The sequence below is a fragment of the Kerstersia similis genome, assembly GCF_965139615.1.
In the GTDB taxonomy this organism is placed as follows: domain Bacteria; phylum Pseudomonadota; class Gammaproteobacteria; order Burkholderiales; family Burkholderiaceae_B; genus Kerstersia; species Kerstersia similis.
The window spans coordinates 1-12,490 of record NZ_CBCSIQ010000043.1 but is presented as its reverse complement, the minus strand read 5'-3'; the positions used below and the strand labels follow the sequence as shown (position 1 = coordinate 12,490).

The window sequence follows — 12,490 nt, the reverse complement described above, 5'->3', positions numbered from 1 at the left end:
TTCGAGGGCGGCGGGCCCTCGGGCGTTTGTCTCATCCGGTGTCGATAGCAGTGGTGGCTTTGCTGCTTTGCCTGGATAGCGGCCATCATGCTCAGGCAGAACCTGCTGGCGTCCAGCCACCATCCGTATTGATGCTGCGCCAGACACAACCCGTGGCATTCGCCGCACCACATCAGCTTGAAGACCAGGCATCGGACAGGCAGGCGGAACAGTTGCCCGCACTGGATCTGGTGCAGGCCTATGAGCGCATGCTGCTCAATGACCCGCAAGTGCAGGGTGCGCGTGCGGCGCAGCTGGCGGGGCAGGACGCCGGCAAACTTGCCCGCGCCGCCTTGCTGCCGCAGGCCTCCATCAACTACATGCGCAACCGCACGCAGCAGACGGAGTATTACGACAGCCCACTGACCGGCCATGTGCGCGCCGAAGATACCTTCTATGGCCGCCGGGCCGGCCTGACGGTCGAACAGACGCTTTTCGATTATTCGGCCATCAGCACTTACCGCATGGGCAAGACACAGGCGGAATATGCGGATATCCAGTATCGGCTGCAATTCCAGCAGCAGGCGGTAACGCTGATTGACGCCTATCTGAATGCCGTACTGGCCCGGGATGCGCTGGCGTTGGCGCGCAGGCAGGTGCGTGTGTACCAGGACATGCTGAATGGCAACGAACGCTTGATGGCCGAAGGCGAGGGCACGCGCATAGACATACTGGAAACCCGCACACAGCTTGGCGCCACCCAGGCAGAACTGGTGAATCATGAAAATGCGCTGGCTGACCGGCTGCGGGAATTGTCTGCCATCGTGGGGGCAACGGTCACGGCCTCAGCGCTGCTGGACATCAACCCGCATTCAGGCGCACCGGATTTACCGGAAGATGATCTGGCGGTCCTGCAGGCAGACATCCAGCAGCAGAACCCGGAAGTCCAGGCGGCGCGTCTTGCGGTGCGTTACAACGACCTGACCGTCGAACGGGAAAAGGGCCAATTCATGCCCAGGGTGTCACTCTTTGCCACGCATGAGCGCATCGTCTCCGACACCATCAATAACAAAGGGCGCGACTACAGGAGCAACACAATCGGCCTGCAAGTCTCCATCCCCATTTTCAGCGGCGGTTCCAGCTATTACGCCACCCGCCAAGCCAGCCATCGGCTGGAACAGGCCCAGCATGAGCTGGAACAAGTGACGCGCAGCACGGTCACGACGCTGGAACAGTACTACCGGGTTTATCACGGTAGTGCGGAGCGTGTGAAAACCTTGCAGCAGAATGTCGCTGACAGCATGGAACTGATTGCGGCCATGCATAAAAGCGTGGCTGGCGGCGAGCGCACCAACACGGATGCCCTGCATGCCGAACGGGAATCCTACCGGGCGCGGCAGGAACTGTTACGCAGTCATGTGGAATGGCTGCAGGCCTATGCCAAGCTGCAATTCTATGCCGGGCGGTTCTCTGAGGATGATGTGCTGGCGCTGAATGGGCAATTGGTGGCGCTGGAGGGGAATTGAAGTTTGGGTTGCGGCACAGGCAGGCACTGAATTATGGAAAGCCGCTTGCATATCAATGCCAGAGCAGGCGCAGCCTTGTTCTTGCCTTTTGTGAAGGAGGGGCTGCGAAAACAGGGGGGCGCTTTGACGTCCACTGGCATGCATAGCAGAATCATTACCTGGCATCACTGAATAATTGGCAGCCGCAAAAATGCTGGAGCACAGGAACGCATGCCCGAACATCAGGTGACGAACAACGAGACAGCGCCTCCTTGGGACGGCGAGACAAACGCCCTGGGGTTGATTGCGGCCATGCCCCAGGTCGCTTGGCAAGACGAATTCCAGCCTCTACTGCAGGCCGTTAGTACCCGCCTGCTGCGTGATCGGGATGTCGGGCCTTTACTGCATAGCCTGTACGTCTATGGCAGCGTAACGGCAGGGCGCGCAATACCCGGAAAATCTGATCTGGATCTTTGCCTGATCCTGCATCGCCCACCGACGGACAAAGATAGTGAGCAGATAGAAAAAATCCGGCAGGAATTAGCTGCCGAATATCCCATCGTCAGCAAAATCGACTTTGACATCGGTTCCCTGGCGGATATTGCAGCACCGGAAAGCGGCATGGCGTGGCGCTACTGGATCAAACACCATTGTCGCTGCCTATCTGGGCCGGATCTGGCAGCTGATATCGCACCTTTTCGTCCATCCAGGGCCTTGGCAATCGCCATTAATGGCGATTTTGGACGGGTACTGGGCAACTACCTGCAAGCCTTGGCGCAGCCGCAGCCTTCCGCAACCGTTCGCAGATTAATCCGGGAAGCGTCCCGAAAATTGATCCGGTCAACCAATGTGTTGCGTCCCGCCACCGCCATCACCTGGCCGTCATCGTTGGATGGACATGTAGATTTTTTCTTGCTGCAGTTTCCGGGGCAGGAAGAGGGAATGCGCTATTTCCTGGCGCAGGCGGTGGCGCCAGATGCGGGGGTTGGGGAATTTGTCGCCCGGCTGAAAGCTTTCTCTGGGTGGATGCTTGGGGAGGTCCAGGCCATGGACAGAGTGAATGGATAATCAGATGCCGCTGCGTTCCAAACGTCACGGCATGGGCATCAGGACAGAAAATGAAGTCTTCCACATTGTGGCTGACACACGAAGATTTGCAGGCATTTAGCGATGCCTTCGCTGTATTTTCAACCTGACAGATTATGATTAAATCTAGTCGTGAAATTCCGTCATAGGGTAAATATCAAAGGAAAATCTATCAATTCCAATGGTGATTGATTAGATTTTTATGTGTATTTCGCACATGAGTGAACATTCACGATATCAGATAATCAAGCGCCTGCAGGCGGCGCTGCCTCGGGGAGTGCCGTCCGATCTTGCCGTGCTTGAAACCTTCGGCGTGTCGCACAAACTGGCCGCCCGCTACGCCGACACCGTCCGCCTGTAGCTGAACATCGCGCCCGACGTGTTCGATAACGACATCTTCGCCATGAAAGATGGTACGGCCATCAATTTGTTTCTGCGGGATATGCCTCGCCGATTGGTGGATATAGAAGTGGTGTACTGCCCCTGGCAGACTCCACGTGATCAGGCATTAGAGGATATCAATCAGGAACTGGTCGCCATTGCGTAGCGTGTCGAACGCCTTGGCGTGCAACAAGGCTGATCCGCAGCAAAGACCTTGGCGACACCAAGCTGATCGCCGAGAACAACGCCAGCCAGGTCAATGTCGTGTTCTGTGGCACGGTGCTATCCATCGAGCGCAGGCCGTTGAGTGCCACTTGTAGAACGTCAGCCTGGCTGATACCGACCTCACGGCTTATATCCTGCGCTGCCAGACCGGCTTCAACCCGCTTGATCGCCTCGATGATCTGGGCATCCGTGAACTTCGATCGCTTCATCTGTAGAACTCATCAAGGAGAAAATTCTACCTCTGATTTCCCCGCTTTTTAGGGGGGATTACCCTGAATTTTTTTATAAAAAAGACTAAGGTAAATATGATAAGAATGGGTGCTGTTAGGACAAATATTGTCCCCCAATATGCACCCAGCAATCCAGATATTCTTGCTGAGCGATTGAATGATGCGCTAGACCAGAATTCCTTTTTTGTAATGCTCAATGTGAATTGCTCAACTATCCATTTTGCAGCTGGGTAGAAAATTATCCCAAAAATGGCAATGGCAAAAATTATCTTTTTGTATGCAAAATCACTGTTCCAGAATGGATATGTTATCGTGGCACCCCCGAGCCATCCGAAAATCATATGTGTAATGTAATATTTTTTAGTGACAAGATATTTTTGCTCTGTGAAATTATTCATGGTTTTTGTATGTGGTGCGCTCAGTCTTAGGGGGTGATACTTTGATTTGAATTCTCTCAAAATTGCCAGAGGAATTGAGCTGATCGCAATCTGAAGTGAGCTTACACGTAATATTATTTCATGGTCTTCAGTCGAGAGAAACTATATTCAGTGATCCGGTGCTTCACAAGTGCTGTTTCGATTTGGTTGAATCGGAAGCATACTTTGATGTTTGGTCAGTCTGATCTGTTGCTGCAACAGAGATTCCACAATCTCGATGGCCTGCCGCGAGAGCAGTACGACATAGGGCGGAAGAGTCTTGTTTTCCCGGTGCAGCTTGATTTGTAACTGCATCGCCCAGCGACGGATAAAGAGAGTGAGCAGATAGAAAAAATCCGGCAGGAATTGGCTGCCGAATATCCCATCGTCAGCAAAATCGACTTTGACATCGGTTCCCTGGCGGATATTGCTGCACTGGAGAGCGGCATGGCTTGGCGCTACTGGATCAAACACCATTGTCGCTGCCTATCTGGGCCGGATCTGGCAGCTGATATCGCACCTTTTCGTCCATCCAGGACCTTGGCAATCGCGATCAATGGCGATTTTGAACGGAACTACCTGCAAGCCTTGGCGCAGCCGCAAACCTTTATAAACGTACGCCGATTGATTCGGGAAGCGTCCCGAAAACTGATCCGGTCGGGCAACATGCTACGCCCAGAAACCGCTAGCGCCTGGCCCTCATCCTTGGAGGATCATGTGCATCTGTTTTTGCGTCAGTATCCTGAACAGGCTGAACAAATGTGTTATTTCCTGGCGCAGACAATCGAGCCGGATGCGGAGCAGACGGAGTTCGTTGCCAGCTTGAGCGCTTTCTTGGCGTGGATGCAGGGGGAGCTGCGGGTGTTCTCCCGTGCGTCTATGCATGAAGGACGGTGACGAGATCGCAGCACCAAGAACTTACGCGTGATGGCCGATTGCTTCTGTGAACTAGGGCAGGAAGTCACTTGGATGCATCGCTGGATTCAACGATGTTGCTGTAAAGCAGTAGCAAGCTCATCTCTAATACTGTGGCGCAGGCTATCAGGTGCTATGACTTCCAGATAGGCGCTGCGTGCCAGTAGCCATTCCCGAAAGCGTTGGCTGAGTACGACACTGGCATGAATAATGACCTTGCCATCGGGTAAGTGTTCAATGCTTTGATCTTGGGAAAGCGGTGATTCTTGAAGAAAGCGGGCACTATCTCGATCCGTTCTCAAACTGATGCATGCCTGGCCTTGTGGAAAGAATTCCATGCCGCGTTCATTCTTGATGAAAGAATCAAGGTTGAAGTTGTCGGGGTACTGGAAGATATCATCCGTCATGCTGGCATGGCTCATGCGATCCAGACGATAGCGATTGATATGGGGATGAAAATCTGTGGCCGAGGATTTTGATCGAGCCAATAGGTAAATCACGCCATTGCCGTTTTCAACCAGTCCTAGAGGAATCAAGGTGCGCGGTGCAGCCAGCTTGCTATCGAGGCGCGTGTAATTGATCTGAATGATCCGTTCGCGGAATAATGCGTTTAGGATGGTGTGAAATATTTCGTTGTTGATTGGTGGTGTTTGAAGCTGGAAATGGCCGCTTATGATTGAAACTTTTTTACTCCAGCTGGCATAGCGTTGTTCCTCCTTGGAGATACAGTGTGCCAAACGGGAGTCAGCGGTATGAAATAGCTCACTCAGCCAACTACATACATGCTCAGGTAGCTGGTGTGTTGAGAATTTTCTTAGGATTTGTAAGGCCAATGCTTCATCGAAGCTCATTATTCCCGTGGATGATAATCCCGTCGCACCAGACCGACGCTGCCAATATAGAGTGTTGCCTTCTTTTTTGCATAGTACCAACCCGATTTGTTCCAGTTTTTCAAGTCTCCGCTGTACTGTTTTGACATGCTTGATGGCTTCTCCAGATGCAGCTAGTTTCTGTGCGACTTGTGGTGTGGAGAGCCAAGGGTAAGGAGAGTCTTTGCTAGGCAGCAAGGCAACGATAGGATTGTCAAGAGTGGCCATAAGTAGTCATAGAGGCTGCAGAAGTAAGCTATTCGAAAAGTGCTGAGCCGTTCGGAACCTAATCAATGTCTATGTATTTTGATTGATAGGGGGGCTTGATATCGGCGCTACCGATTGCGTAGGATACTGTGTGAACAGTATTTTTCTCATCTCTTGATCGTCTGCCGCCGTAACTAAATTATCCGCTTCCATGGCTTCTAGCAGCCTGATGGCATGACGGTAGCCGATACCGAAATGCAGCTGGAGCAATGACACTGATGCTCGACGACGTAACAGAACGTATTGGCAAGCTGCATGGTAGAGCGGGTCATGCGTGGTCGTATAGCTGTCAGTACAAGGTGCGGCTATGGGATGGGAATGATCGTTATTCAGGTGATTGGGCATGATGTGGACCTTTTGTGTGGTGCTGGTATTTTCATGCCTGTTTGAGACATTTTTTGTCTGAAGTTTGATCTATTGTATGTATTCCATGTGTTTGGGTTTTTATTTTTCTGTTAGAGTGTAGGTTTGTTGGTTTTTCTAAATTAAATGGTATTTTTTTAATGGTGTGAAGAATGCAGGAATTTTCAGGCTTTAGCAGCATGACACTTCAGCAGCTGCAAAATTATGTTTACGCTTTGAAAGACCCATTTAATGGGAGTATTTTTTACGTAGGAAAAGCTTCATTCAATAATAGAGCATTTAATCATCTTCAGGTGGCTCCTGATGAACGAGAAAAGGGAAGGCGTATCGAGGCTATCCGTAAGCAAGGTGCGGAGCCTGTCGTAGATATCATTCGTTCCGGCTTGGATGAGAAGAGTGTCTATGAGGTAGAGGCGGCTGTTATTGATAGCATTGGCCTGGAAAATTTGACTAATGTCATACGTGGGCATGGCGTGGAGCGAGGCAGGTTGACGGCGCTGTCAGCCGAACGTTTGTATGGAGCGCGGCCCGTTGAGTTGTCAGAGTATGCGGAGCCGGTTTTATTGATTTTCATTAATCAAACCTATTCGCCGTCGATGGATGAAATTGAACTTTATGACTCTGTTCGTCAGTATTGGAATGTCGGGCCGAAGGCTAGGGAAATAGACCCGGCAACTGGGGAGCTGAAATATAAAATTGCTGTAGGTGTCGCAGACAGTGTTGCCGTTGCAGTCTATTCAGTCGCCGCTTGGTTTCCGGCAGGTACGACGGTATCTACGCGTGGCATTTATGATGGTGACGGCGCACGGTCAAAAAAATGGGAGTTTGTTGGTCAACAGCTTCACGAACATCCTCTTGCGCAACGTAGGCTTCAGCTTCAGGGGGCGGATGTAAGGGCCGTTCAGAATGGGTTTACATACTTTCCAGCCTGAACTCGGTGGAGAGGGGGCTTTTTTGATGGCTGATGCCGTAGCGGTAAAGCTAATGTAGGAAATTTTGCACAGATCCAGCAGGTAGGTGTGGCTTATCCTGCTGGATTGCAGTGCCAGTTGATGTTCCGGTGATGACTAGGTAATGCTGTCTCGGAATATCAAGCTTCCGTCAGAGCAGAAGCGCGACAGTATTCGTGGTATGCCCCTCCAACTATCAAGGTACAAATCAGGTGATGTCCTGAATATTGGAGCCCATACGAGCCAGATGTAGAAACGTTATCTGGCTATGGCTAAGCAATGTATTCCGGAATCAAGCCATTTTCCCAATCGCTTTGCGAAAACGCGCAAGTGAAAACGTGAATAGCGCGATACCGATCAGCGCCATTGCCATGAGTTGTGGCCAGACGGCGTCCAGGCCGGCACCACGGAAGAGGATGGCTTGACCGAACTGCACAAAATGCGTGGTGGGTGCGACCAGCATGACATCTTGCAACAGGGGCGGCATGCTTTCGCGTGGGGTGCTGCCGCCGGACAGCATTTGCAGCGGTAGCAGAATCAGCACCGTCAGCATGCCGAATTGGGGCATGTTTCTGGCGATGGTGGCCATAAAAATGCCTAATGAGGTGGTGGCGAATAACAGCAGGCCGGCGCCGAAGAAGAACAGGGTGAGCGAGCCGGCCACAGGGACGTTCAGCGCCCAACGTACGACCAGATGCAAGGACAGGGCTGAAGCGAGCAACACGACGACGCCCATGGACCAGATTTTTGCCAGCATGATTTCGGCTGGCGTGACGGGCATCACCAGCAGGTGTTCAACGGTGCCGTGCTCACGCTCACGAATCAACGCCGCGCCTGCCAGGATGATGGAGAGCATGGTGATCTGGTTGATGATTTGCGACAGGCTTCCGAACCAGGATTGGTCCAGCGTCGGGTTGAAACGTGCGCGCAGCTCCAACGCGACGGGAGGAGGGGGATTATCTCGATAGCGTTTGATGAACTCGTCGATTTCGCCCGATATCACCTGCTGAATGAAGCCGCTGCCGATGAAGGCTTGCGTCATGCGAGTGGCGTCGGTATTGAGCTGGATCTGGGCGTCGCGTCCGGCCAGGACATCACGCTGGAAGTTGGGCGGAATGATGAGCGCGAAGGTGTAGATGCCCGAGTCCATGCCGAGATCCACCTCGGCCTGGTCGATCATGAATGGCCGCGTGAAATGAGGCGGCGAGAAGGCCGAGGCAATGCGCTGTGATAACCGTGAGTGATCTTCGTCCGCGATCGCTATGGGCGCATTGTTGAGCGTATCGGGCATGGAGGTGGCGGACGAATACACGGAAAACGTGAACGTGAACACGATCAGAATCAACATGACGGGATCACGCCAAAGGCTCCACAACTCCTTGACGCCAAGATAGTAGATATTGGCGATTTTGCCTGGCTGCTTCTTCATATCACCGCTCCTGTTTCTTCAGTAGCGCAATGGCCAGGCCGATAATTACCGGCACGGCCAGCAACAGTGGCCAGAAGTATTGGGCGAGTTCTCCGAAGCCCAGTGCTTTGTTGAAGACACCACGGCTGATCGTGAACATGTGGCTGGCTGGATAGATTTCACCGATGATTCGGGCCGATCCTTCCATAGAAGACACCGGGTCCAGCATCCCGCCGTACTGCATGGTGGGCAGGAGTGTTCCAACCATGGCAAAGAACATCGCGGCGATCTGGCTTTTAGTGACTGCCGATGCCAGCAGCCCCATGCCGGTCGAGATCAGGCAGAATAAAAGCGAGGCAATGACGAGGGCGGTGAAACTGCCTGTGACCGGCACATCGAAGATGGTCACGGCCATTGCCGTCATCAGCAAGAAGTTGATCATTGCCAGCCCGACGTAGGGCAATTGCTTTCCAAGCAGAAATTCAGTGCGTGTGACGGGCGTGACGTAGAGATTGATGATTGAGCCCATTTCCTTCTCACGGACGACGGCCAGTGCCGTCAACATGGCCGGCAGCATCATGAGCAGCAGGGGGATGACTGCCGGCACCATGGAGGGCAGGCTCTTGACGTCAGGGTTGTAGCGAAACCGATTTTCTACAGAGACCACGCTGGCGCTTGCCCCACCTTGCATCCGGGCTTCTTCTGCCAGCCAATGCTGGTGCATGCCCTGGATGTAGCCCTGAACTGTTTCTGCCAGTTGCGGCATCGAACCGTCGAACCAGGCCCCGATGGCGACGTCTTTGCCACGCGACAAATCACGCCCAAAGCCGGGGGGAATTTCTATGGCTAGCGTCAATTCGCCATTTCTCATGCGCCGGTCCATGTCGGCGTCGTCGAGAATAGGGGGCTGCTCCGCAAAATAGCGGGATCCGCCGATATCCAGGGCATAGCGGTTACTTTGCGAGGTCTGGTCTCGGTCCAGCACGGCGTAGCGTATGTCACTGACGTCGTTGCCTATGCCAAATCCCATCACAATCATGAGGATCAGCGAACCGGCCAGAGCCAGGGTGGCGCGCACTGGATCGCGCTGCAGTTCCAGCGATTCCCGCCAGAGATAGCTGTAGAGACGCTGCAGGCTGAAGGGCTTGTGTGGCGCATCGCGGGTCTGCATCGCTTGCTCGCTGGCATCGGCGAGCGCTGGTGGTGCACCGGACGGGGTGCCACCGCCGGCCTCGATCAAGTAGCCGATGAACGCTTCCTCCAGGGTCGCCGTTCCCCGCTTTTCTACGAGCTTGGCAGGGGTATCGCTATCGAGCACCTTGCCGGCGTGCATCATGGACATGCGGTCGCAGCGTTCGGCCTCGTTCATGAAGTGCGTGGAGATGAAAATGGTGACCTTGTCGCGGCGCGAGAGTTCGGCCAGCAAGCGCCAGAAGGCATCCCGGGCAACGGGATCCACACCGGAAGTGGGTTCGTCTAGGATCAGCAGTTCCGGCTTGTGCACCATGGCCACTGCCAGCGACAGGCGCTGGCGCATGCCCAGAGGCAGCGATTCGGGGAGTTCGTCGAGTACGCGTTCCAGGTCGAAGCGCCTTGCCATTTCGATGACCCGATCCGGTATGTCGGCAGGCGATACATGGAACAGTCGCGCATGCAGAACAAGATTCTGTTCGACGGTGAGTTCCGCGTAGAGGGAAAATGCCTGTGACATGTAGCCGACACGTCTTCGGGTATCCAGGTCGTGCGGATCGACCTCATGGCCGAACAGCCAGGCTTTGCCTTCGCTGGCCGGTAGCAAGCCCGTCAGCATCTTCATGGTGGTTGACTTACCGCAGCCGTTGGAGCCCAGGAAGCCGAAGATCTCGCCGCGGCGGATGCTGAAATTGACATGATCCACGGCGATGAAATCACCGAATCGCATCGTCAAATCCTTTGCTTCGATGGCGATGTCATCGTCTTGGACGGCAAGCGGTGGAATCACGACAGGCTCATGGCCGCGTTTTTTTTCTTCGGGCAATAAGGCGATGAATGCCGTTTCCAGTGAGGTGCTGCCCGTGCTCTCCAGCAGTTCGGCTGGCGTGCCCATTGCCAGAACCTGGCCGTCGTCCATGGCAACCAGCCAATCAAATCCCTGGGCTTCGTCCATATAAGCGGTTGCGACCAGCACGCTCATCCCAGGACGGTCGATGCGGATGTGGCGAATCAACTCCCAGAACTGCGCGCGCGCCAACGGATCCACGCCAGTAGTGGGCTCATCCAGGATCAACAGGTCCGGATCGTGAATCAATGCGCAGCACAGGCCCAGTTTTTGCTTCATGCCGCCGGAAAGCTTGCCTGCGGGACGGGCAAGAAAACCATGCAGTCCCGTGGCCTGGGTCAGCATGTCGATGCGGCGGCGGCGCTCGACCGCATCATGGCCGAACAGCCGGGCAAAAAATTGCAGGTTTTCTTCGACCGAAAGTGTGGGATAAAGATTCTTGCCCAGGCCCTGGGGCATATAGGCAATTCGCGGGCATATTGCATTGCGATGGCTGCGACTCGCCATATCGCCATCGAGTACCCAGATCTGTCCCGTCTGTATGGCACGTGCGCCCGCAATCAATGACAGAAGACTGGATTTCCCGACGCCGTCAGGGCCGATCAAGCCGATCATCTTCCCGGCGGGAATCTCCAGCGTGACGCCCTTCAACGCTTCAGTCTTGCCGTAATGCAAATGCACGTCACAAATGCGGATGACTGGTGCGGCGGCTTGAGGTGAAGATCCGGCAAAGAGGATTTCAGCAGACATACAAATATCCGATTTTTTCCGGTCGTGCGGAAGATGCTGGTGGAACCCGAAGACAGCAGTTCCGCCGGAACAGCAACACAAGGTCGGCGAGGGGGTTAATGATCAGCTGATCATTAATGTATCATTTTAATGATTGATTGATCATTAAAATTCAGGCTCATCCAGGCCAGGGTTCTTGATACCATCGCATAGCGTTAACCATGCAGGAAATTCGACTATGAGCCAGCTTCCGCCGCAACATGAGGGCAGCACACGCGCCTTGAATCCGAAGGCCGCCTTCACTGCGTCCAAGAAGCGTCTGCGGCTATCACCGGAGGTACGGCGCCAGCAAATCCTGGATGCCGCTCTGGTGGAGTTCTCGACATTGGGATTTGCAGGGGCGACGACCGCGAAGATTGCCAAGCGCGCGGGCACGACGCAAAGCAACCTCTACGTGCATTTTTCGGATAAGGAAGCGATATTTGAAACCTTGCTACGGCAACTGCTGGAGCCATCGGAGACGTTCTGGACTCCCTTGCAGGAAGGCAAGAGCGCAAGCGAGGTGATAGACGCATTCATTGATGACGCATACGACCGCTTATCCTCGCAATCCATTGCAACGATCCGTTTGTTGGTCATGGAAGGCTACCGGATGCCTGGTTTGATCCGGCGCTGGTTCTGTGAAGGATTCGTTCCCATCCGTACGGAACAGGAACGGCGGATAGCGGAATACGTGGCGGCGGGCCAGATGAAGCCCAGCCCGGTAAGCGATGATTTCGGTTTCATCACTGCACCACTTGTGCGCGCCGCTGTCATGCGCATGATTTTTCCTGAAGACATCGCGCAGGCTGAAATAACGCAAATGCGGGAAACGCATCGCAAAGCCATGCACTTGCTGCTCCTGCCAGACAGCGACAAAGTGCCGATCGCGGCGCCCTGAACTGAGGGCTGTTCAGGCAACGGCCGCGTGGGTACGCCAGCTAACTGCTGCCAAGGCTAGGGGCTGGTTGTTCTGGTCTAATTCAGATGGACACCTCGATAGGGGATGATTCCACCGAGAGCCCAGCAAGATATGACCCGTATTCGTAGAACCTTTGATGCCGCCTTCAAACTCCAGGTGGTACAGATG

The 12,490-nt window shown here is 54.0% G+C and carries 11 protein-coding genes and 2 pseudogenes; 7 read left to right on the top strand and 6 right to left on the bottom strand.

The features are described 5' to 3' along the window. From ACNA1V_RS17140 to ACNA1V_RS17125, 4 genes and pseudogenes are all read left to right on the top strand, one after another. On the top strand, window positions 1-1,505 hold a 1,505-nt coding region (locus ACNA1V_RS17140), incomplete at its 5' end, for a TolC family outer membrane protein (protein ID WP_415834791.1). A 210-nt stretch (window positions 1,506-1,715) separates the two neighbouring features. Next, window positions 1,716-2,552: a nucleotidyltransferase domain-containing protein gene (locus tag ACNA1V_RS17135; RefSeq protein ID WP_415834790.1), complete on the top strand. Its 837-nt coding sequence runs from the start codon at window positions 1,716-1,718 to the stop codon at window positions 2,550-2,552. Window positions 2,553-2,787: 235 nt separating this feature from the next. Next, entirely contained in the window at window positions 2,788-2,931 is a 144-nt protein-coding gene (locus ACNA1V_RS17130; protein ID WP_415834789.1) for a hypothetical protein, read from the top strand. After that, window positions 2,932-3,263 (top strand): annotated as a pseudogene (locus ACNA1V_RS17125) (nucleotidyl transferase AbiEii/AbiGii toxin family protein); the annotation flags it as partial. On the opposite strand, the pseudogene ACNA1V_RS17120 reads toward ACNA1V_RS17125, so the two are convergent. Next, window positions 3,256-3,385, bottom strand: a pseudogene (locus ACNA1V_RS17120) (transposase); the annotation flags it as partial. The pseudogenes ACNA1V_RS17125 and ACNA1V_RS17120 overlap by 8 nt on opposite strands. A 566-nt stretch (window positions 3,386-3,951) precedes the next feature. Beyond that, window positions 3,952-4,299: a hypothetical protein gene (locus tag ACNA1V_RS17115; RefSeq protein WP_415834788.1), complete on the bottom strand. Its 348-nt coding sequence runs from the start codon at window positions 4,297-4,299 to the stop codon at window positions 3,952-3,954. Between ACNA1V_RS17115 and ACNA1V_RS17110 the strand changes: the two genes are divergently transcribed. Beyond that, on the top strand, window positions 4,270-4,719 hold the full coding sequence (locus ACNA1V_RS17110; RefSeq protein ID WP_415834787.1) for a hypothetical protein: 450 nt from the start codon (window positions 4,270-4,272) through the stop codon (window positions 4,717-4,719). The two genes, ACNA1V_RS17115 and ACNA1V_RS17110, sit on opposite strands and share 30 nt — an antisense overlap. Window positions 4,720-4,805: 86 nt before the next feature. Here the strand turns inward: ACNA1V_RS17110 and ACNA1V_RS17105 are convergent, their stop codons facing one another. Next, entirely contained in the window at window positions 4,806-5,834 is a 1,029-nt protein-coding gene (locus ACNA1V_RS17105) for a helix-turn-helix transcriptional regulator (RefSeq protein WP_415834786.1), read from the bottom strand. 69 nt (window positions 5,835-5,903) lie between these two features. Continuing rightward, window positions 5,904-6,218, bottom strand: a complete 315-nt coding sequence (locus tag ACNA1V_RS17100; RefSeq protein ID WP_415834785.1) for a DNA translocase FtsK — start codon at window positions 6,216-6,218, stop codon at window positions 5,904-5,906. Between the two features lie 197 nt (window positions 6,219-6,415). Between ACNA1V_RS17100 and ACNA1V_RS17095 the strand changes: the two genes are divergently transcribed. Further along, on the top strand, window positions 6,416-7,168 hold the full coding sequence (locus ACNA1V_RS17095; RefSeq protein WP_415834784.1) for an LEM-3-like GIY-YIG domain-containing protein: 753 nt from the start codon (window positions 6,416-6,418) through the stop codon (window positions 7,166-7,168). A 310-nt stretch (window positions 7,169-7,478) separates the two neighbouring features. Here ACNA1V_RS17095 and ACNA1V_RS17090 read toward each other — a convergent pair whose 3' ends face one another. Together ACNA1V_RS17090 and rbbA are read right to left on the bottom strand one after the other, a co-directional pair. After that, window positions 7,479-8,615, bottom strand: coding sequence for an ABC transporter permease (locus ACNA1V_RS17090; protein ID WP_415834783.1), 1,137 nt, complete (start codon window positions 8,613-8,615; stop codon window positions 7,479-7,481). A gap of 1 nt (window position 8,616) precedes the next feature. Beyond that, entirely contained in the window at window positions 8,617-11,382 is a 2,766-nt protein-coding gene (gene rbbA / locus ACNA1V_RS17085; RefSeq protein ID WP_415834782.1) for a ribosome-associated ATPase/putative transporter RbbA, read from the bottom strand. Between the two features lie 217 nt (window positions 11,383-11,599). Between rbbA and ACNA1V_RS17080 the strand changes: the two genes are divergently transcribed. Next, the gene (locus tag ACNA1V_RS17080) at window positions 11,600-12,301 is read left to right on the top strand and encodes a TetR/AcrR family transcriptional regulator (RefSeq protein ID WP_415834781.1); all 702 of its coding nucleotides are present in this window, start codon (window positions 11,600-11,602) and stop codon (window positions 12,299-12,301) included. Window positions 12,302-12,490 lie beyond the last annotated feature (189 nt).

Coding starts and splice junctions, on each gene's coding strand:
- ACNA1V_RS17130 (WP_415834789.1), top strand. CDS start 2,788: ATGAGTGAACATTCACGATATCAGATAATCAAGCGCCTGCAGGCGGCG.
- ACNA1V_RS17090 (WP_415834783.1), bottom strand. CDS start 8,615: ATGAAGAAGCAGCCAGGCAAAATCGCCAATATCTACTATCTTGGCGTC.
- ACNA1V_RS17105 (WP_415834786.1), bottom strand. CDS start 5,834: ATGGCCACTCTTGACAATCCTATCGTTGCCTTGCTGCCTAGCAAAGAC.
- ACNA1V_RS17110 (WP_415834787.1), top strand. CDS start 4,270: ATGGCTTGGCGCTACTGGATCAAACACCATTGTCGCTGCCTATCTGGG.
- ACNA1V_RS17080 (WP_415834781.1), top strand. CDS start 11,600: ATGAGCCAGCTTCCGCCGCAACATGAGGGCAGCACACGCGCCTTGAAT.
- rbbA (WP_415834782.1), bottom strand. CDS start 11,382: ATGTCTGCTGAAATCCTCTTTGCCGGATCTTCACCTCAAGCCGCCGCA.
- ACNA1V_RS17135 (WP_415834790.1), top strand. CDS start 1,716: ATGCCCGAACATCAGGTGACGAACAACGAGACAGCGCCTCCTTGGGAC.
- ACNA1V_RS17100 (WP_415834785.1), bottom strand. CDS start 6,218: ATGCCCAATCACCTGAATAACGATCATTCCCATCCCATAGCCGCACCT.
- ACNA1V_RS17095 (WP_415834784.1), top strand. CDS start 6,416: ATGACACTTCAGCAGCTGCAAAATTATGTTTACGCTTTGAAAGACCCA.
- ACNA1V_RS17115 (WP_415834788.1), bottom strand. CDS start 4,299: ATGGTGTTTGATCCAGTAGCGCCAAGCCATGCCGCTCTCCAGTGCAGC.